Source organism: Sporosarcina ureae DSM 2281 (assembly GCF_000425545.1).
In the GTDB taxonomy this organism is placed as follows: Bacteria; Bacillota; Bacilli; order Bacillales_A; family Planococcaceae; genus Sporosarcina; species Sporosarcina ureae.
The window spans coordinates 98066-118936 of sequence record NZ_AUDQ01000002.1; the positions used below are offsets into that span (position 1 = coordinate 98066).

Sequence of the window (20871 nt, forward strand, 5' to 3'; positions counted from 1 at the left end):
ATTTTTATAGAGGGAAAGAGGGGAAACGATTTGAAAATTTTCCACACAGCCGACTGGCATCTCGGCAAGCTTGTGCAAGGAATGTATATGACAGAAGATCAGCGTTATATTTTACAAGCTTTTATAGAAGAGATTAAGAGAGAACAACCGGATGCGGTCATTATTGCGGGAGATCTGTATGATCGCGCAATACCGCCAACTGAAGCGGTAGGGTTGTTGAATGAGGTTTTACAGGAGATTGTGATCGATTTGAAAATACCTGTCATTGCCATTGCAGGAAACCATGATAGCCCTAGCCGCCTGCATTTTGGAAGTACGTTTATGAAAGATCAAGGGTTATACATAACAGGAGAATTATCCCCGGACTTATCGCCAGTAAAGCTCCAAGACGAATATGGCGATGTCTATTTTCATTTAATACCATACGCGGATCCTTCGATTATTCGTCACTTGCTCGAAGATGAATCGATTTCCAGTCATCAGCAAGCTATGAAGAAGATTATCGAGCGTATAGAACAGTCAATGGACAAAGAAGCACGACATGTTTTCGTAGGTCACGCGTTTATCACGAAGCACGGTGAGAAAGAGGAAAATACAAGTGACGCAGAACGACCATTATCGATTGGTGGAGCTGAGTATATTTCTTCAGATGTATTTGAGCCGTTTCATTATACAGCGCTCGGTCATTTACACCAGGCGCATTTTGTAGGAAATGAAACGATTCGCTACTCCGGTTCACCATTAAAGTATTCTATTTCCGAAGAGAATCATCAAAAGGGCTACCTCATTGTGTCGTTAGGTGGAAATGGCAAAGTGGAAATCGAGAAAAAGTTGCTGACTCCTCTTCATGATGTGCGAACGGTTGAAGGCACGATGGAAGACATATTGGAAATGCATCACAATGAAGATTATGTGTTCGTCAAACTGCTAGATACGGTACCGGTCATACAACCGATGGAGAAAATTCGTTCCGTCTTTCCGAATGCCATGCATGTTGAACGTAAACTGCTTGCATCTTCTACAGACAGTTTTGGCGGAACAATAAATGTCGAGAAGAAAGAAGACGACCAAGCGATGTTTGCTTCCTTCTTTAAAGAACTTCAAGGCGAAGAAGTAGATGAAGAAACGAAAGAGCTATTCGCTGAAGTCTTGTGGGACGTTATGAAGGAGGAAGACCGTGCATGAAACCCATTACATTAACGATGACAGCATTTGGACCGTATAAAGATCAGGAAACTGTGGATTTTCGAGATTTACAAGATCATCGTTTATTTGTCATTTCCGGAAAAACAGGTGCAGGGAAAACTACGATCTTTGATGGTATTTGCTTTGCGTTATATGGACAAGCAAGTGGAGAAGATCGTACCGATGTGAAGGCGTTGCGCAGTCAGTTTGCGGATGATGATATTCAAACGACAGTAGAATTGACGTTTGACATCCATAAGCGAAGATACCGTGTTGTACGTCAAATTCCTTACAGAAAAAAAGGCAATAAATCGGATACGTTAGGTCGCTGCGAATTATTTGAAGAAAAAGATGAGCAATTCATTCCGGCAGTAGATCGCCAAATTGTCACCGAGGTAAATGATAAGATCGAACAATTGCTAGGCTTTACGCACGCACAATTTAGTCAAATCATGATGTTGCCTCAAGGTGAATTCCGTAAATTCTTGACATCCGATACAGCGAATAAAGAAGCGATCATGCGGAAAATATTTAAGACTGAACCGTATCAAAAAATCGTGGAACGGTTAAAAGTGAAAAAAGAAGAAGCAAACGCGGAATATCTTCGTGAAAAACAGCTAAGTGAAGCTATTCTTCATCAAATACCGGCAAAGTTACCTGCGCGAGCCTCTTTATTATTTACAGAATTACAGTCGGAGTACCCAAACTACCATCAGCTCGTATCAGGTCTTCAACAAGAACATGCACATCATGTGACGCAATCTAAAGAAGCGCATAAAGAATATACTAGGCTCTATACCATTCATAACAAGAAACAACAGGCACTACATGACGCCCGTTCAATTAATGAACAATTTACAAAGCTGCTGCAACGCCAAAAAGAATTGGATAGCATGCTAGCGAAACAACAAGAGATGAAAAGCCTTGAACAGAAATTGCAGCAAGCCGAACGAGCCGCGAGATTAGAAGATTTAGAACAACAAGTGAAGTCTAATGTAACAGAATGGCAGAAAAAAGAAAGAAGCCACTCTGAAGCGGTCAAGCTTCTCGCGGAAACAGAGAAAAATTTAGTGTCTGCAAAGGCTTCGTATGAACAAGAACTAGCTAAAGAATCTGAACGAAATGAAGTAAAAGAACAGTTGCTTACGCTTAATAATTTACTTCCAACCGTATCGGGACTCGCTACGCAACGTCAAGTAGTAGAGTCACTTAAGTTTACTGTAGACCAAGCGGAGAATTCGTTGCTAGTAAATCAGCAAGCATCCAAGCAACAAAAAGAATCCATCACAGTTCTGAAAAGTGAAATTAAGGAACTGGAAACTTCATTAGAGAAATATGAAGAGTTGTTGGATCAACTTGCACAAAGCAAAGCCATTGCAAAGCAAGTGGCTTCATACAAGCAACAGCTATCACAACAACAAGAAGTTGAGGCTCATTACGAAACGGCTAAGCAACAAGTAGAGCATTCTGCAGAAGTCTATCAAGCTCTTGAGAATCGTTGGATTAGTAATCAGGCGGTCGTCCTTGCGGCATCACTTCATGTGGGAGAGTCTTGCCCGGTTTGCGGTAGTATAGACCATCCGTCTAAAGCTGAAGGTTCAGAAACAGAGCACGTATCCAAGCGACAAATAGACACGGCGAAGCTAGAGTTAATGAATAAAGAACAGACTTTCCATACTAAGCAAGCGGAATTGCAACAAGTGATGCAACGTATTGAACAAAGTGAAGCCGAACTACATGATCAACGAGTGGATTTGAGTCGAGATTATCATAAAGAACAAGCTGAATTGACAGACAACGTAGCTGAACTTAGAAGTAAGCGAGAGGTATTGAAACAGAAGAAAGACGAGCAAAACCAAGCGGAGAAGGCCATGGAGGATCTTGCCGAAAAAATAAATAAGTTAGAACAGCAGCGTAATGAATCAAAAGGTGAGCTTGAAACGAAATTAGCTCTCTATAACCATGTCTTAACGACCGTACCTGAAAATCTACAAGAACTATCCGCGTTGAAACAACAAATTACATCTAAAGAAACAGCAAGTCAAAAACTTGAACATGATTGGAAGTCTGTTCAACAGAAATTACAAGACGCTAAAAATGAGAAAGTTAAATGGGAATCTAGAGAAATGTTAGAAAAGCAATCTCTAACAGATATGAAAGAAAAATTGGACCTAAGTGAAGCTTCCTTTGCAAAACGGATGATAGAAGAAGGTTTTACTTCAAAAGAGAATTATATGCAAGTCAAACTGCCGACGTCAACGCGTCAGGCGATTGAGCAACAACTTCAAGTGTATGCCCAAACGCTTCATACATTAAAATCATCCGTAGAAGAACTCGAAAGGTCTGTTGAAGGCAAACAACCAACCGATATTGAGATCATGGAGCAACAAGTAGAAGCGTTGAAAACACAATATGAAGAAGCGTTTGCTCACTACAATCAATCAAAAGCATGGGAACAAGCGGCACAGGATTTGCACAATGAGTTAGAAACAAGTAAATCTAGGGAAGCAGAGCTAGAAAAGACCTATGGAAAGATTACGAACCTTTATGATATAGTCCGTGGTCAAAACCATTTAAAAATTTCCTTTGAGCGCTATATTCAAATTGAATATTTAGAGCGTATCATTCATGCTGCAAATATTCGTCTGCGTGACCTGTCAAATGGACAATACGAACTCGTTCGCAGTGATCGTCAGGAAACACGAGGGAAGCAAAGTGGTTTAGGTATAGACGTTCATGACGCATATACTGGACAAACACGAGACGTCAAGACGTTATCAGGCGGTGAAAAGTTTAACGCCTCTCTATGTTTGGCGCTGGGTATGGCAGATGTCATTCAAAGCTTCCAAGGTGCTGTTCGTATGGAGACAATGTTCATTGACGAAGGATTTGGTGCGTTGGATGAAGAGGCTATTCAAAAAGCAATCGATACACTGATCGCTCTTCAGCAATCGGGGAGAATGATTGGCATTATTTCACATATTGAAGAAATGAAAGAAGCGATTCCTGCTACATTGCAAGTAACTAAGTTGAAAGAAGGATATAGCAAGACGAAATTTGTATTGAGTTGATGTCATAGTTCTCAAGTTGAAAAGTAGTTCTAAAAAAGTAATATGGCACCGCTAACCGACTCTGCAACGGAAATCGCCAACTACTTCCTATCTAATTTAGATCTTTGCTTTTTACTGTTCTTTTAAGTCCGAACTGATCTCTGTTGAGGTCAGTTTTTTTATTTTAAGAACTTTATTGTAGATTTAGATAAATAGTTAGTATGTTTGCAATAGAGGCAAAAGTTAAATGATTCGACTGACTGTTGATTTTCTAAATAGGGAAGAGTAATATAAGGGAACGTAATATATTGCATACAAATTAACGCTGTTGACTTTGGGAGGATTTTTATACATATGGAAAAGAAATTATCATTTTCGTCTAGTCTCGTTATTGGGGTTATGCTATTCGCATTATTTTTTGGCGCAGGTAATTTAATCTTTCCTGCAGAGCTAGGACAGCTCGCTGGAGATCAAACGTGGAAAGCAATGGCCGGCTTTTTATTTACTGGAGTAGGTTTACCGTTTTTAGGTATATTGGCTATCGGTTTTTCTGGCAAGAAAGATTTGCAGGACTTAGCAAGCCGAATTCATCCACTATACGCGGTTCTATTTACAGCCATACTGTATCTAACGATTGGGCCATTTTTTGCCGCGCCACGTACTGGAGCTGTGGCATTTGATATTGGAGTTGCTCCATTTTTAAACGGATTTTCTATTGATCTTGCACGTTTTATATTTACATTGGTTTTCTTCGGTATTAGCATGTGGCTCTCACTGAACCCTGCAAAAATTGTCGATCGGGTCGGTAAATATTTGTCTCCTCTCATTATTATTATATTGATTGGCTTAATTGGTATGACTCTTCTTAGTCCGATGGGGAGTGCACAAGTATCGCAAGCGCCTTATAATGAAACACCATTCTTTACAGGGTTTCTAGAAGGCTATAATACGATGGATGCACTAGCTTCATTAGTGTTCGGGATCATTGTGATCAACGCTTTGCGTGCAATGGGCATTACTAGTAAAAAGCAAATATTGTCTTCCACGGCGAAGACAGGATTTGTGGCAGCCGGATTTTTAGCCATTATATACATCGGCATTGCTTATCTGGGTGCCACATCAGTTGATTTATTTGGCTATCTGGATGGGGGAGGTTCCGTGTTAAGCGAGACTTCCTCGCATTTATTCGGTACGACAGGATTAATGTTACTCGGTGTAGTCATTATGCTTGCCTGTCTGACAACAGCCATTGGATTACTGACTGCATGCGGTGAATATTTCCATGCGATCATCCCAAAAGTAAGTTACAAACTTTTTGTAGTCTTCTTTTCAATATTCTGTTTGGTTGTAGCGAATTTCGGTTTAGCGAATATTATCAATTACTCACTACCTGTATTAGTTCTACTGTATCCATTGGCAATGGTACTCATCTTATTGACGTTCACTGGCCCTTTATTCCATCAATCCAGTTTGGTATATCGATCAGCGACTATAACGGCTTTCTTTGTCAGTTTCATTGAAGCGCTGGTGAAATTCTACTCACTAGTAGAGAAGACCATGCCGAACTGGCTTGTGACTATACAGGACGTATATACAGCGTACATCCCATACTACACAGAAGGTATAGGCTGGTTAGTTCCTGTGTTGATCGTGACAGTCGTAACAGCTATTGTGGCGATAGTAACCAATAAAAGAATGCAAGCTATCCAAGTGGTCTCCACTCATGAAAAATCATAAAAAACAGGATCCGTTTAATTTTCGGATCCTGTTTTCCTGTCTATTTACGAATCTACATTTTCAATCGAATGAAATTCCTCGATCGCGCGTAACCAGTTTTCTCTCATAACTTTTGTAACTTGCTCACCATCACGCTGACTCATTAAATCTATAATCTGGTCATGTTCTGCAATCGACTTTTCCGTCAGTATAATGGAATTGTGAAAGAAAAGCCTACGCACATGGGCTTGTAATGAGACAAGCAACGAAGAAATATATGGATTATTAGCTGTGTCCACAATAATTTGGTGGAATTTTTCATCGGTTTTCAAAGCTTGGAAATAATCTTCCTTCTCAACTGCTAGCGCGAATTTCTTATTCGTATCACGCAATTTCTTAATAATATTTTCAGTTAGATTTGGTATAGAAAGTTCAGCTGATAATGCTTGTAGCGCAGCGAGTGGGGGAAGCAAATCTGAAATAGATTCACGATCGACGTCTGTCACTTGTGTTGCTTTACCCGGAAACATTTGAACAAATCCTTGAACTTCTAATAATTGTAGCGACTCACGTATAGGTGTGCGGCTCACTCCGAGTGCTTCTGCTAATTCAACGTCGTTTAGCTTTTCTCCAGGCTGTAAAGTTCCATCAATAATCCATTTCTGCAGTTGACTGAACGCACTTTCCTTAGCAGTCTTTCGTATGGGTTGTGCGTGGTTAGTTGGTATAGGCAATTTCTCACACCATCTTTCTCCAAAAGTAGTCTTCACATAAATCTGATTTAGCTAATAGCCAATATACAATATACTACATCTTTTTACTGTTATTTAACAGTCTTAAGTAAAATATACAGAAATAATTGGAAATTATTATAAGGCTAAATAAGTTTATATTTAAGTAACATTGAGATAAATGCAAATAGTTCTTGTAGTTTCCGCTTGTATTTGATAGATTAATGTCTATACAGATTTGCATTCCTTTAGTAGATTAAATTTTACAAATTTTCAAAACAAGGTATTGCAAATATAGTACACGTTTGATATTGTTTAGGTGTGTACTATAACAAATGAACGACTAACCCGCTGTGTCATATTATCTATTGAACTTGATGAAAGCGGTTTCAGTGAAATGGGGGGAATATGAACTAATTTACTACGCTATATAAAATAGAAAGGGGATCAACCAATGACTAATCAAGTGGCACGTGGAAAATCCACAATGGACTATGAAAAGCTCGTTCAAACAGAAGACTTTAAGGGGCTTGTAAAAAGGAAAAAGAGCTTCGCTACACCTTTTGTTATTTTCTTCTTCGCAGCGTACTTTATTCTACCATTATTAACAGGTTATACAAAGATTCTAGAAACACCTGCTATTGGCGCAATGACATGGACTTGGGTCTATGCATTCTCCATGTTTGTTATGGTCTGGGTATTTACATCCATTTACATGAACAAAGCTAAACACTTTGATGTTGAAGTGGACAAGATTATACAGAAAAACGTTTTAAAATAAGGGGGTTGTGTTCATGAGTTGGATTTCATATGTTATATTCTTCGCAGTAATCGCGTTAACGCTCTACATTACATACTGGGCGGCAAAGCAAACAACTACGGCAAGTGATTTCTATACAGCCGGTGGTTCATTAACTGGTTGGCAAAATGGTATGGCAATTGCTGGTGACTACTTATCGGCAGCATCTTTCCTAGGTATCGCTGGTGCGATTTCACTAAACGGATTTGATGGTTTCTACTACAGTATTGGTTGGTTAACGGCTTATCTCGTTGTTTTATTCTTAATTGCTGAACCACTACGTAACTTGGGTAAGTTTACGATGGCAGATATGATTGGTGCTCGTTTCGGCGCTAAGAAAGTGCGTGGAGCGGCAGCATTGAATACAATTACAATCGTAATGTTCTACATGCTTGCACAATTAGTTGGTGCGGGTGCTCTTATTAAATTATTATTCGGTATCGAGTATTGGATCGCTGTTCTAATCGTTGGAACTATGATGTTAATCTATGTTCTATTCGGTGGAATGACTGCAACAAGCTGGGTACAAATCGTTAAAGCAATTCTATTGATGTTAGGTACAATCATTATCTCCTTCTTGGTACTTATGAAGTTCAACTTTAACTTCATCGGTATGTTCGAGACAATGAAAACTGCTACTCCACATGGTGAAGCATTCCTTCACTCAGGGGTTGTTTATACAGACACAATCGGTCTTATATCAGTATTGATCGCACTCGTTCTAGGTACTGCTGGTCTTCCACACATCTTAATGCGTTTCTTCACAGTTAAGGATGCGAAAACAGCACGATCTTCCGTTATTTATTCTGTATGGATTATTGGGATCTTCTATGTATTGACGATCTTCCTTGGATTTGGCGCAGCTAAATTCGTTGGATCAGACGCAATCATCGCAGAAAACGCCGCAGGGAACATGGCAGCACCAATGCTTGCTGGAGTTCTTGGAGGAGACGCACTTGAATCCTTCGTTGCAGCTGTTGCTTTCGCGACAATCCTAGCAGTTGTTGCAGGTCTTGTACTTTCAGGTGCTTCTGCAATCGCTCACGATATTTACGGACAAATTTTCAAAAATGGTAACGTAACAGAGAAACAACAGGTGAATGCTGCTCGTTGGGCTTCCATCGCTATCGGTGTATTCTCTATTCTTCTTGCACTAGGTTCTGAAAAGTTGAACGTTGCGTTCTTAGTATCACTTGCATTCTGTGTGGCTGCATCCGCAAACGTACCAACTATTCTACTAACGATCTATTGGAAGAAGTTCAATACGACAGGCGCTGTTGCTTCAATGTTGACAGGTCTTATCGTTGCATTAGTTCTTGTTGCAATCAGTCCTTCTGTAATGAATCCAGTGGAAGGTGCTACTCTTATCACTGGTAATCCAATCTTCCCGTATGCTAACCCGGCTATTGTTTCCGTACCTGCAGGTTTCCTTGCTGCATTCATTGGTACACTTGTTAGCTCTAAGCGTCACGAGAAAGATGAAGTTTCTTATGCAGAAGTTCGTTTCAAAGCAGAAACTGGCTACAAAGAGCTTGATCTTTAATAACTAGCTTGATATTCAACTAATGGTTCCCTCTTCTACTAGCATGACAGAAGAGGGGGCCATTTTTTATTCAAATGAAAATCTGTGGAAATAGGCAGTCATTGACTTAGTATTGGAAGTTCTTGCTGAAAGAATAATGAAGGTAAACATGTACGTACTGATGACGTTTGCATTTGAATAATATGAAGTGAGATCTCGTGATGGTTAATACGAATAGGAGGTTTTGAAATGCTGAAGATGGTGAAAGATCAGGAGTGGTATGATAAAATTCATGGAAATCCGTTATTTACTAACACATCACAAAAGGAATTTGATCAGTTATTGCTTGAATGTAAGTTGAAAATGTATGAAGAAGCGGAGAAATCCAACTATTTCAAAACACCTCAAGAAGGGTTACTCATTGTGTTGAAAGGGTCCGCAGAGGTTCAAATAGAAGGACAAGATGGCAGCTCGGTAACATTGGAATTCATTCAAGAAAATGAACTCATTGGTTTTTCCAACTTTGCCTACTACTTAGGAGAAATGGCCCGACCGCTTGATAAGCATCATATTGATATGGTTGTGGCAGAGGGCTCCGTCTGTCTCCAAGTTCCGTATGAAGTGATTAAGCATCGGATGGATGATCAAAATGTGCGCGATTATATCTTGCGCAAAATGTCGATTCGTTTGGCCAATGTCTATACCTCATTAGGGGAGCAAGTTCGTTTAGCTGACGAATATGGTGAGAGTGAACCGTATGTCCGACGTGTACAGGATTTCATGAGCAGTCCAGTGGTGACAATCCATGCAGAAGCAGAAACGAGAGAAATTGCTGAATTGATGATAAAACACTCCATCAGTTCTATTATTGTGACCGATCAGTTAGGTAAATTGCTTGGAATTGTAACGGAAAAAGATTTGGTCGAGCGAGTGATTGCGGGTGGCGGTTCTCCAATCGAACTAAAGGCAAAAGATGTCATGACGAAAGAGCCGCATACAATCAAGGTAACCGATTATTACTATGAGGCCTTGACTAAATTTTATAAACATGGAATCAAGCATTTGCCGGTAGTCAAAGCAGGGAAGCCTGTAGGAATCGTGACATTTGCTACGTTAATGACAAAACGTGATCGTAATTCTATGAATATCTTAAAAACGATAGAAGAAGCTTCCTTTGAAAAATTGCCTGTCGTGAAAGCGGCAATTTACGATGTGTTGTCCAATTTAATCCAAGATGAAATATCCACAATCCATACATTGGAAATCATTACGAAATTCTATGATCGTCTGGCTAAACATTGCGTTATGCTGGCTGTGCAGTCACTTGAAGATCAAGGGAAAGGTACGCCACCTGTTGCGTTTGCCTGGTACCAGATGGGCAGTGGTGCACGTGGAGAGCAGTTTATGCTGACTGATCAAGATCACTTCCTTGTCTATGAAGATGTAACGAGAGAACAGTCTGAACAAGTAGAGAATTACTTCGAGCTACTTGGCAATGAAATTGTCGTTCATCTTGAACAGGCAGGCTATACTAGGTGTATCGGATTCATGATGGCAAGCGAATCGCAGTGGCGCGGCACTATGGCGATTTGGCATGAACGCATTCGCCAATGGGCGTTGCGATCTACACCTGAACAGATCTTGCTCGGCTACAACTTCCTATCATTCCGTTTCCTCTACGGTGAAACTACCGTCAATGATCGATTTATCGAAATGGTCCACGATCTGTTAAGAAAATCAGCTACATTTATTTACTATATGGCGCAACAGGAAAAAGAAAAACCAATACCACAATTACAACAAAACTTTTTGAACATTTTTAGGGGACGTAGTAAAGCGGATGTAATAGATATTAAGAAACATGCTTTATTCCCGCTTCATCATTGCTTGCAAATCTTAGGAGTTAGTAATGGTATTATTAATGCAACACCTCTTGAGATTATTTCAGCCTTGCAGAAGAAGAAAAAGATCACCAAAGACTTTGCGGAAGAAATTCGCCATGCGTATGAAATATCCTTGAGTATACGAATTTCCATGTCGTGGGAAAAACATTTACGCGGTGAGAAAGTTTCTACAGAAATCGACTTGCGGAAGCTGAGAAGATGGGAATTGAACGAATTACGGACAACGCTAGATACGGTCAGAGCACTTCAATCGCATTTATTGTCAAAACTTTAAGACGATATTGATAAAGGTCCCTGTACAAAGTTCACGCATAATGTACTATAGAATGAGGGGGCGGTATCATGTTTTGGAAAAAGAAAAAATTATCGTATGATTTACAGCAATCGCTTCAGCTCAATACGCCGCTGCAAGATATGAATTTTACAGTATTTGATACAGAAACGACCGGTTTTGCTATTGGTGCAGACGATCGAATGATTGAAATCGGAGCCGTACAAGTGGAAGGATTTGAGGTTACGGATCACGTATTTCAAACATTTGTGAATCCGTCCAGGGATATTCCTCCTATCATCAGCAAGCTGACGACTATACAGCAATCACAAGTTGACCAGGCACCTATGCCTCTTCCGGCTATTGAAGAATATTTTGCGTTTATTGAAAAACATAAAAGTGCAGGGTGGGTAGGGCACCATGTCAGTTTTGATGAAATGGTCATTAAGAAAGAATTAAGCCGTCAGAAATGTACATTTCAAATCCCTACATCATTTGATACGATGCATTTGATTAATTATTTGGATCCCACAGGTGAGCAACAAGACTTGGAAGACTATGCACGTCTGTTCGGTACAGAGATTTTCGAACGACATCGTGCATTGGGCGATGCGTTGACGACGGCACATGTCTTCACGGCATTACTAAGAAAACTTGATCGTCATGGCGTGAAGACATTAGCAGATTTACTTCGTATTAAAAGTGGTGGAGCACAAAAATTTGTTTCCTACACGTAAATTCAGTGATCGGGTTCGACATTCAATGAAATTTGAGTGGCGGGCTCGTTTGTTTGTTGTGATATAGTAGAAATTAAAGAGTTGAACAATGGATGGGGGACGTGAAGTAATGAATAAACGTCAAACGATTTTATTAATCGTCATTCTAGTGGCTATTGCAGTGTATTGCTGGATATTGTTTTTCGAGTTACCGAATAAGACAGCAGAAGGTGCAACAACATACATAGGATCACGAATTAGTTGATTCGTATAGAAAAGGAGTAGATACATATGGATGTTATCATTATTACAGGCGCTTCAAAAGGAATCGGTCAACAGTTACTCAGTCAATTTAAAGAAACGGGCGCAACGGTGTATGGTATGGCACGAACGAATCCAGATCAACTACATACGATGTATGAAGTGGATCTCGCAGACTGTGAAAAAGCGACTGCCATTCTTGGAGGAATAGTGAGTCAACATCTAGACGAAGCGAGTTCTTTCACCTTGATTAATAACGCCGGTATGGTGGATCCGATTAGTTTGGTAGGTGCATTGGATGCGCAAAAAGTAGAGCAGGCAATTAAAGTGAATTTAACGGCACCGATTCACTTAATGAATACATTTATCCATACATTAAAAGATTTCAAGGGAACGAAAAAGATCATGAATATCTCTTCTGGGGCAGGACGCAGTGCGTATGAAGGGTGGGGGATTTATTGTACGACGAAGGCTGGACTTGATCAGTTTTCACGTGTCATCGCACTGGAGCAGAAGATGGCGGAGTATCCAACCGGAATCGTTTCCATCGCACCAGGCATTATCGATACAGGGATGCAAGAGACGATTCGGTCATCATCAGAACAGCAATTTCCGCACTTGAAGCGTTTCGAGGCGTATAAAAGGGAAGGCCAGTTAAGTTCAGCCTCTGAAACCGCAGAAAAACTAGTGCGATTTGTGAACGAAGTGGACTTCCTGGAGATCGACCCTATTGCAGATATACGTAAATTGAATTGAATAAAACCCGTTGCCACACTAGATTGTGGCAACGGGTTTTATGATTCTCCAGCTTCTACTGTACGCACATCTGTAAAATCTTTCATTTTCTCGAGTGCTAGTAGAAACGGAGGGTTTCTTCTCTGATTTAGCAATTCATAGCGGATCGCATGCACATCGCCTTGGTGTAATTTCGAGACATAGTCAAGCAATGCATCACGCTCTTCAGCTCCACCTTCGTGTCCGTCGTATACGGTAATCGTGATAATGCCGGACTTTTTCATTATACCAAGTAGCGCATCGAGTGCGGCAATCGTGGATGAAGGAGTCGTGATGATACTGGGATCTTCACTGTATGGTAAATAGCCTAAGTTGAACATAGCACCGCTGATCTCGCCCTCTACGTATTGGCGGACATTCGCATGGCTATCATGAATGAGTGTAGCGCGACTTGCTAGCTCTCCAAGATGCTGTTCTGTTGTCTCAAGTGCTTGCTGCTGAATGTCAAATGCGAAAACGCGTCCTTCATCACCAACTAAGTCAGCTAAGAAAAGTGTGTCATTGCCGTTGCCAGCGGTCGCATCGACGACTGTATCTCCAGGCTGCACGCGTTCGGTAATAAGCCTTTTCGCTATCGGCAATACGCGGTGCAGCAATATGTTTGTCACATTATTTCACCTCTTGCAGATATTTTTTCCCTTGCCAGCTATTACGTCTTTCTAGTTCTTGATCAATACCATTCAGGACTTCCCATTTCGTGACGCTCCACATCGGTCCAATTAATAAATCGATTGGTCCGTCACCCGTAATGCGATGCACAATCATTTCAGGAGGCATGATTTCCAGTTGATCGACGACTAGATTAATATACGCTTCCTTCGTTAAAAATTCTAGCTTGCCTTTTTCGTATTGCTTTACCATAGGTGTTCCTTTTAACAAATGCAGTAAATGAATTTTGATACCTTGGACATCAAGTTCGGCAACTGCTTGAGCGGTTTCCATCATCATTTCCTCAGTTTCACCAGGTAAACCATTGATGATATGGCTGCAAATATTAATATTGTGTTTACGTAACTTGTCGACACCTTCTTTATAGCATTCGAAATCATGCGCGCGGTTGACGAGTTTTGCAGTAGATTCATGAACAGTCTGCAAGCCGAGTTCTACCCATAGATAGGTGCGTTCATTGAGTTCAGCTAAATACTCAACTACGTCATCAGGTAGGCAGTCAGGACGTGTCGCAATCGATAATGCCACAACGCCTTCTTGGGCCAACGCCGCTTCAAACTTTTCTTTTAGAACAGGAAGAGGGGCGTGTGTATTCGTGTAGGCTTGGAAATAAGCCATATATTTTGCATCTTTCCATTTCCGCTGGGACCGTTCTTTGATTTCAGCAAACTGAACTTCAATTGCATCTACGCGATCTCCTGCGAAATCACCTGAGCCTGCTACGCTACAAAACGTACAGCCACCATGTGCAACAGTTCCGTCACGATTCGGGCAGTCAAACCCCGCGTCAAGCGCTACTTTCGCAATTTTGCAACCGAATGTATCCTTTAAATGTCTTGACCATGTATGGTATCGTTTCCCTTCACTTGGAAACGGAAGATTGATTTCATTCATATGTACAGCTCCTTTACATCAGACATTGTACCACGGAATATGCATGGATATCACACAACAAACTGCAGAAAGTATTTACTATACGACAAAAAGCAACAGAGGAGACTTGTATTCAGCTTGTGTTTCGGGTAAACTGAAGAAAATAATGAAGGCAATGATGAGGAATAGTACTTCTTACGCTACTTTTTAGAGAGCAGACGGCTAGTGCAAGTCTGTATGAGTGGAGAACGAACTCGCCTTTGAGCCTGTATTGGTGAATACTTGTAACTAATACCGTACTCCGCGTTAAGGAATCAAGTTGGACGGTGTATTCCGTCAATTTGGGTGGTACCGCGGGAAACTATATAGACTCTCGTCCCTTTGTAGAGGGACGGGAGTCTTTTTTTATCTGTACGCACCAATGCAAGAAGCAGAAATTGAATCATATGGAGGAGTTTTTGACATGAGTTATAAACACACGCAAATTGAAGAGAAATGGCAAAAGTATTGGAAAGATCACGATACATACAAAATGACGGACGATCCATCCAAGCCTAAATTTTATGCATTGGATATGTTCCCCTATCCGTCAGGCGCAGGTCTGCACGTTGGACATCCGCTTGGCTATATCGCGACAGATATTTTAAGTGCATTCAAACGTAAGCAAGGATATAACGTATTGCACCCAATGGGATGGGATGCGTTCGGATTGCCTGCTGAGCAGTATGCGATTGATACAGGAAATGATCCAGCTGAATTCACAGCGAAGAACATTGCAACATTCAAACGTCAAATGCAAGATCTTGGATTTTCTTATGATTGGTCTCGTGAAATCAATACAACTGACCCAAGCTATTATAAATGGACGCAGTGGATTTTCATTCAACTTTATAAGCGCGGTCTTGCGTATATTGATGAAGTAGCTGTCAACTGGTGCCCGGCATTAGGAACAGTTCTAGCAAATGAAGAAGTGATAGACGGGTTGTCTGAGCGTGGAAATCACCCAGTTGAACGTCGTCCGATGCGCCAATGGGTATTGCGTATTACGGAATATGCAGATCGTCTGTTAGAAGACTTAGATGATTTGGATTGGCCTGAAAGCCTAAAAGATATGCAACGTAACTGGATCGGTCGTTCTGAAGGTGCACAATTAAAGTTTGAAATTGCGGACACTGAGCATTCATTCGAAGCGTTCACTACTCGTCCAGATACGATTTTCGGTGCGACGTATGCAGTATTGGCTCCTGAACATAAATTAGTTAGTGCGATTACTACCGATGCACAGCGTGAAGCGGTAGAAGAATATATCGATTCAGTAAAATCAAAGAGCGATCTTGAGCGTACAGACTTAGCAAAAGACAAATCGGGCGTATTCACTGGTGCTTATGCAATCAATCCAGCAAGCGGTGAGAAAATGCCGATCTGGATCGCAGACTACGTATTGGCTACGTATGGCACAGGTGCGATCATGGCAGTTCCTGCACATGATGAGCGTGATTATGAGTTTGCGAAGAAATTCGATTTACCAATTGTGGAAGTAGTTGCAGGCGGAAACATTGAAGAAGAGGCATATGCAGGAGAAGGCGAACACATCAACTCTGACTTCTTGAATGGTCTAGGCAAAGAAGAAGCAATTTCAAAGTCGATTGAATGGTTCGAAGAGAATGGTACGGGCGAACGCAAAATCACGTATCGTCTACGCGACTGGTTATTCTCCCGTCAGCGTTATTGGGGCGAGCCGATTCCTGTCATTCACTGGGAAGATGGCACGATGACTACTGTCGATGAATCGGAATTGCCATTGATGTTGCCTGTAACAGACAATATCAAACCAAGTGGTACAGGCGAGTCACCACTTGCCAATATTACAGAGTGGGTCAATGTAGTCGACCCGGAAACTGGTATGAAAGGTCGTCGTGAAACGAACACGATGCCACAATGGGCAGGAAGCTGCTGGTATTACTTGCGTTATATCGATCCAAATAATGATGACATGATCATTGATCCGAAATTGGCTGAACGTTGGTTGCCAGTTGATATTTACGTAGGTGGAGCCGAGCACGCAGTTCTGCATTTATTGTATGCTCGTTTCTGGCATAAAGTATTGTACGATATTGGTGTAGTACAAACGAAAGAGCCGTTCCAAAAGCTCTTCAACCAAGGGATGATTTTAGGCGAAGGGCATGTGAAAATGTCTAAGTCGCTAGGTAACGTCATCAACCCGGATGATATCGTTCATTCACACGGTGCAGACACGTTGCGTATTTATGAAATGTTCATGGGACCACTTGACGCATCGAAAGAATGGTCAACAAATGGTCTCGACGGATCTCGTCGTTTCCTTGATCGCATTTGGCGTCTACTCGTCAATGAAGACGATACATTGACAGATAAATTAACGGATGAAACAGGTGGACCTCTTGAGAAAGTCTATAATCAGACGGTCAAGAAAGTAACGGAAGATTTCGAAGCTATGCGTAATAACACAGCGATTTCTCAATTAATGGTATTCATCAATGAAAGCTATAAAGCGGAGAAGTTGCCAAAAGCATACATCGAAGGATTCCTTCTATTAATTTCGCCTATCACACCTCACTTGGCAGAGGAACTGTGGTCTAAACTAGGTCACACGGAGACGATTGCCTATGCACAGTGGCCGACGTTTGATGAAACTAAACTATCGGATGATACAGTGGAAGTGGCGGTACAGATCAACGGTAAAATTCGTGCGAAAATTACTGTAGCGAAAGATAGCTCGAAAGAAGAATTAGAGCAAGTCGCTTTAGCAAACGAAGACGTGAAGCAGTGGATGGAAGGTAAGGAATTGAAGAAGATCATTGCGATTCCTGGACGCCTTGTTAATATTGTAGCGGGTTAATGAAATGTAGAAAGCCGGTTGGAGATTTATTTCTCCGACCGGCTTTTTTTGGTTGTGATCGTATTTATGGGGTATGTGCTTTGTTATGTTGGTTGAGTGCTCTATTGGCTGGGGCGAGCGCTCTATGTGACATGGCAACCGCTCTATCAGACGGGGGAAGCGCTCAATGTGTCGCGCTAGCCGCTCTATCAGACGGGGAAAGCGCTCAATGTGCCGCGCTAACCGCTCTATCAGACAGGCTAAGCGCTCAATGTGTTACGCTAACCGCTCTATCGGACTGGTGAGGCGCTCTATGTGTCGCGCCAGCCGCTCTATCAGACGGGCTAAGCGCTCAATGTGTCACGCTAACCGCTCTATCAGACGGGGAAAGCGCTCTATGTGTCACGCTAGCCGCTCTATCGGACGGGCTAAGCGCTCAATGTGTCGCGCTAGCCGCTCTATACAACCGTTCAACCGCTCATACGAAAACTCAAGGTCAACCCAATAATCCGGCATTCATCCCCGCCAGACGACCTGTCACAAGAGCGGCAGTAATATTATAGCCGCCCGTATATCCATGGATATCCAAAATCTCTCCACAGAAAAACAGACCTACTTTCTTACGTGAAGCCATCGTCTTAGGCTCGACTTCTTTTACTGAAACACCGCCGCCCGTAACGAAAGCCTTCTCAATCGGTTGCGTCCCTGTAATATGTACAGGGAATGTTTTTAGAAGTTTTGCGAATGTACGAATCGCCTCACGTTTAATATCTATGCCGATTTCAGTTTCTTCGATTTCTGCTTTCTTTAATAAAAACAGCAACCACCGTTCGGGTACGAGACCTTTCAATGAGGTTTTCACTTGTTTTTTCGGTTCATCTTTTAAAATTTTTGCAATGGTCTGGATCAATTGTTCTTCATGTTGATCAGGTATTGAATCAATTTGCAGTAGGACGGGCTGCTTGCCGTTCTTCATTTGCTCTTTGACGACATATTGACTACAGCGTAATATCGCAGGACCGCTTAATCCGAAATGGGTGAAGAGCATGTCCATTTGATGTGTCACAAGTGTTTTTCCTTTTTTATTCAGAACTGATACTTTCACGTCACGTAACGCAAGGCCTTGTAAATCTTTTGAGACGATAAATGGCTCGCGTGACAGCAACGGAACTTCTGTCGGGTACAGCGTCGTTACGGTATGACCCGCTCGTTCGGCCCAAGGGTATCCGTCTCCTGTACTGCCAGTTTGTGGAACGGCTTTGCCACCCACTGCAACGACCACTGCATGAGCACGTACTTCTTCACCATCTTCTAATCGAACACCGAGGATCTTTTCATCATCCATTAATAATTTCTGTACTCGGCTTTCCAATCGTATTTCCACACCTAGTTCATCCATCTGGTTCAATAGGGCGTTTACGACATCTTTTGATTTATTTGAAACAGGAAACATCCGTCCATGATCTTCTTCTTTTAAGGGGACGCCAAGGCCTTCAAAGTAGGCGATGATATCTTGGGTGTTAAAGACAGAGAACGGTCCATATAAAAATTTTCCGTTGCCTGGAATATGTTTAATGATTTCTTCTTGTGACAGTCGATTTGTGACGTTGCAGCGACCACCGCCAGAAATGGCTAGTTTATTGCCGAGCTTCTTTCCTTTTTCAATCAGTAGAACTCGCTTTTTTTGTTCGGCTGCTGCAATGGAGGCCATTAATCCTGAAGGTCCGCCACCAATTACGATTACATCATACATTGTAGAACCACTCTTTCGTTTCATTTTATCTTTCATTATACACCATATGGGCATGGTTGCTTTTTGATTTGGACTTCAGTTAAAGATTGTGCAAAAGCGTGTCGAGGGGTAAACTATACAAGAATCTCTTTAGGAATGGAAGGAATCAATTATGGCATCAAATTTATTGAAAGGCACGGCCATTTTAACGATTGGCTTATTTTTATCGAAGGCTCTCGGTTTACTCTATGTCATTCCGTTTTATGCAATCGTTGGAGAAAAGAGTGTCGGTCTCTATCAATATGCATACATACCGTATAATCTAGCGCTGGCGGTCGCGGTATCCGGAGCTCCACTCGCCATATCGAAGTTTGTCTCTAAATACAATGCGTTAGGGGATTATGCGACCGGTCGGAAATTGATGAAATCGGGTATGGTCATCATGTCTCTAACAGGCTTGCTGTCATTTCTTGCTTTGTTCTTCCTAGCAACTCCGATTGCGGAACTCGTTATCAAGGATGAAGAACAGATTTTTACAGTTCAAGATATTGCGACAGTTATTCGCTGGGTTAGCTTTGCTTTGCTAGCAGTGCCATTACTTAGTATCGCCCGTGGGTTTTTGCAAGGTTATCAAAAGTTTGAACCTACTTCTGTATCTCAATTAATAGAACAGATCGTACGGATCATTGTGGTGCTTGTTGGTGCATTCGTGGTCGTCAATGTACTGGATCTATCGCCAAGAATCGCTGTACAGTTTGCAGTGTTTGCTGCATTTATCGGAGCGCTCGCTGGTTTATGGAGTCTCTACTATTACTGGAAAAAATATCAGGATGAATTCAATTATTTATTATCGAATAGTCCACCTGCAAGTTCAGTGTCATTGAAACAAATTTATACCGAGGTCCTTGCGTACGTATTGCCGTTTGTATTGGTCGGAACGATTAATCCAATCTATCAATTCGTCGACATGATTACATTCAACGGTGCTATGAAGTCAATCGGACTTTCAAGTGTTTCCGATTTATATTTAACAAAACTAAACTTTTTAACACATAAGATTGTGATGATTCCCGTGATGGTCGCGACAGGATTTTCTATGGCGCTGATCTCCATTATCACGAAGGATTATACGTCAAACAATCAAAAGGGTGTCACACGTTCACTCGATCAGACGTATCAGATCATGCTGTTCTTGACGATTCCAATGGTAATTGGATTAATTGTCTTAAACAATGAAGTCTATCAATTCTTATATGAGTATGATGTGGCAGGAGCGAGCGTCTTAGCTGCCTACGCACCGGTAGCGATTTTATTTGCGATGTTCACTGTAACGGCCGCGATCTTACAAGGAATCGATCATCATAAATGGATCGTCTTCACTTCATTGCTCGGGTTGCTTGTGAAAATGCTGATCAACATTCCGCTGATTAAACTGTTCGAAGTGAACGGTGCGATTATAGCTACCGCAATTGGCTACTCAGTAGCGGTATGTATTAACTTATTCGTTATTAAAAAAGCATTAAATTATAAATCTGAAATGGTCATCAGACGCTTATTCTTGATCCTGGCTTTCAACGCAGTGATGTTTGCGGGCGTTTGGCTGACGAATAAAGGATTAAACATGGCGCACATTCCAGTAGGTCGTTGGCAAGCCTTATTGTATGTGATGATCGGTTCGGTTGTCGGTATGGTAATATACGGATTCCTGGCTTTCAAATCAGGACTCGCACAACAATTATTTGGAGATCGTTTAACACGTATTATGAAACGCATCGGGTTTGGAGGGTAAT

The 20871-nt window shown here is 41.5% G+C and carries 15 protein-coding genes and 1 other annotated feature; of the genes, 11 read left to right on the plus strand and 4 right to left on the minus strand.

Going from position 1 to position 20871, the window contains the following annotated elements; translation table 11 throughout:
* Positions 1–30: 30 nt before the first annotated feature.
* The 3 genes from H605_RS0102895 (at position 31) to brnQ (ending at position 5972) form a co-directional block, all read left to right on the plus strand.
* Positions 31–1185, plus strand: a complete 1155-nt coding sequence (locus H605_RS0102895; protein ID WP_029052814.1) for an exonuclease SbcCD subunit D — start codon at positions 31–33, stop codon at positions 1183–1185.
* A complete protein-coding gene (locus H605_RS0102900; protein ID WP_029052815.1) occupies positions 1182–4256 on the plus strand; it encodes an AAA family ATPase in 3075 nt (1024 codons plus the stop codon). The genes H605_RS0102895 and H605_RS0102900 overlap by 4 nt, the downstream gene beginning before the upstream one ends.
* 333 nt (positions 4257–4589) lie before the next feature.
* On the plus strand, positions 4590–5972 hold the full coding sequence (brnQ, locus tag H605_RS0102905; RefSeq protein ID WP_029052816.1) for a branched-chain amino acid transport system II carrier protein: 1383 nt from the start codon (positions 4590–4592) through the stop codon (positions 5970–5972).
* Between the two features lie 44 nt (positions 5973–6016).
* Here brnQ and H605_RS0102910 read toward each other — a convergent pair whose 3' ends face one another.
* Positions 6017–6685 carry a GntR family transcriptional regulator gene (locus H605_RS0102910; RefSeq protein WP_029052817.1) on the minus strand — a complete coding sequence of 223 codons (669 nt, stop codon included), beginning with the start codon at positions 6683–6685 and terminating at the stop codon, positions 6017–6019.
* Between the two features lie 451 nt (positions 6686–7136).
* Here H605_RS0102910 and H605_RS0102915 point away from each other — a divergent pair, with 451 nt between their 5' ends.
* The 6 genes from H605_RS0102915 to H605_RS0102940 all read left to right on the plus strand — a co-directional run bounded on the left by H605_RS0102915 (position 7137) and on the right by H605_RS0102940 (position 12911).
* Entirely contained in the window at positions 7137–7463 is a 327-nt protein-coding gene (locus H605_RS0102915) for a DUF485 domain-containing protein (RefSeq protein WP_029052818.1), read from the plus strand.
* A 13-nt stretch (positions 7464–7476) separates the two neighbouring features.
* Entirely contained in the window at positions 7477–9024 is a 1548-nt protein-coding gene (locus H605_RS0102920; RefSeq protein WP_029052819.1) for a solute symporter family protein, read from the plus strand.
* A gap of 228 nt (positions 9025–9252) precedes the next feature.
* Positions 9253–11181 carry a DUF294 nucleotidyltransferase-like domain-containing protein gene (locus tag H605_RS0102925; protein WP_029052820.1) on the plus strand — a complete coding sequence of 643 codons (1929 nt, stop codon included), beginning with the start codon at positions 9253–9255 and terminating at the stop codon, positions 11179–11181.
* A 68-nt stretch (positions 11182–11249) separates the two neighbouring features.
* A complete protein-coding gene (locus H605_RS0102930) occupies positions 11250–11915 on the plus strand; it encodes a 3'-5' exonuclease (RefSeq protein WP_029052821.1) in 666 nt (221 codons plus the stop codon).
* Positions 11916–12024: 109 nt separating this feature from the next.
* The gene (locus H605_RS19540) at positions 12025–12159 is read left to right on the plus strand and encodes a hypothetical protein (protein ID WP_255407629.1); all 135 of its coding nucleotides are present in this window, start codon (positions 12025–12027) and stop codon (positions 12157–12159) included.
* Between the two features lie 26 nt (positions 12160–12185).
* The gene (locus H605_RS0102940; RefSeq protein WP_029052822.1) at positions 12186–12911 is read left to right on the plus strand and encodes an SDR family NAD(P)-dependent oxidoreductase; all 726 of its coding nucleotides are present in this window, start codon (positions 12186–12188) and stop codon (positions 12909–12911) included.
* A gap of 38 nt (positions 12912–12949) precedes the next feature.
* On the opposite strand, the gene mnmM is transcribed toward H605_RS0102940, so the two are convergent.
* A complete protein-coding gene (mnmM, locus tag H605_RS0102945; RefSeq protein ID WP_081657832.1) occupies positions 12950–13558 on the minus strand; it encodes a tRNA 5-(aminomethyl)-2-thiouridylate-methyltransferase MnmM in 609 nt (202 codons plus the stop codon).
* Position 13559: 1 nt separating this feature from the next.
* Complete coding sequence (gene mnmL, locus H605_RS0102950) at positions 13560–14513, minus strand: tRNA modification radical SAM protein MnmL/YtqA (RefSeq protein ID WP_029052824.1); 954 nt, start codon at positions 14511–14513, stop codon at positions 13560–13562.
* A 145-nt stretch (positions 14514–14658) separates the two neighbouring features.
* Positions 14659–14876 (plus strand) — a binding site (T-box leader).
* Between the two features lie 79 nt (positions 14877–14955).
* Here mnmL and leuS point away from each other — a divergent pair.
* Positions 14956–17370 carry a leucine--tRNA ligase gene (leuS, locus tag H605_RS0102955; protein ID WP_029052825.1) on the plus strand — a complete coding sequence of 805 codons (2415 nt, stop codon included), beginning with the start codon at positions 14956–14958 and terminating at the stop codon, positions 17368–17370.
* A gap of 475 nt (positions 17371–17845) precedes the next feature.
* On the opposite strand, the gene H605_RS0102965 is transcribed toward leuS, so the two are convergent.
* On the minus strand, positions 17846–19102 hold the full coding sequence (locus tag H605_RS0102965; protein WP_029052827.1) for a BaiN/RdsA family NAD(P)/FAD-dependent oxidoreductase: 1257 nt from the start codon (positions 19100–19102) through the stop codon (positions 17846–17848).
* A 151-nt stretch (positions 19103–19253) separates the two neighbouring features.
* On the opposite strand from H605_RS0102965, the gene H605_RS0102970 reads away from it, so the two are divergent.
* Complete coding sequence (locus H605_RS0102970) at positions 19254–20870, plus strand: putative polysaccharide biosynthesis protein (RefSeq protein WP_029052828.1); 1617 nt, start codon at positions 19254–19256, stop codon at positions 20868–20870.
* The last annotated feature ends 1 nt before the right edge of the window (position 20871 follow it).

Bases quoted from the DNA above. Each gene is read 5' to 3' on its own strand.
- H605_RS0102900 (WP_029052815.1), top strand. From the start codon at position 1,182: ATGAAACCCATTACATTAACGATGACAGCATTTGGACCGTATAAAGAT.
- brnQ (WP_029052816.1), top strand. From the start codon at position 4,590: ATGGAAAAGAAATTATCATTTTCGTCTAGTCTCGTTATTGGGGTTATG.
- H605_RS0102915 (WP_029052818.1), top strand. From the start codon at position 7,137: ATGACTAATCAAGTGGCACGTGGAAAATCCACAATGGACTATGAAAAG.
- H605_RS0102920 (WP_029052819.1), top strand. From the start codon at position 7,477: ATGAGTTGGATTTCATATGTTATATTCTTCGCAGTAATCGCGTTAACG.
- H605_RS0102925 (WP_029052820.1), top strand. From the start codon at position 9,253: ATGCTGAAGATGGTGAAAGATCAGGAGTGGTATGATAAAATTCATGGA.
- H605_RS0102930 (WP_029052821.1), top strand. From the start codon at position 11,250: ATGTTTTGGAAAAAGAAAAAATTATCGTATGATTTACAGCAATCGCTT.
- H605_RS19540 (WP_255407629.1), top strand. From the start codon at position 12,025: ATGAATAAACGTCAAACGATTTTATTAATCGTCATTCTAGTGGCTATT.
- H605_RS0102940 (WP_029052822.1), top strand. From the start codon at position 12,186: ATGGATGTTATCATTATTACAGGCGCTTCAAAAGGAATCGGTCAACAG.
- mnmL (WP_029052824.1), bottom strand. From the start codon at position 14,513: ATGAATGAAATCAATCTTCCGTTTCCAAGTGAAGGGAAACGATACCAT.
- leuS (WP_029052825.1), top strand. From the start codon at position 14,956: ATGAGTTATAAACACACGCAAATTGAAGAGAAATGGCAAAAGTATTGG.
- H605_RS0102965 (WP_029052827.1), bottom strand. From the start codon at position 19,102: ATGTATGATGTAATCGTAATTGGTGGCGGACCTTCAGGATTAATGGCC.
- H605_RS0102970 (WP_029052828.1), top strand. From the start codon at position 19,254: ATGGCATCAAATTTATTGAAAGGCACGGCCATTTTAACGATTGGCTTA.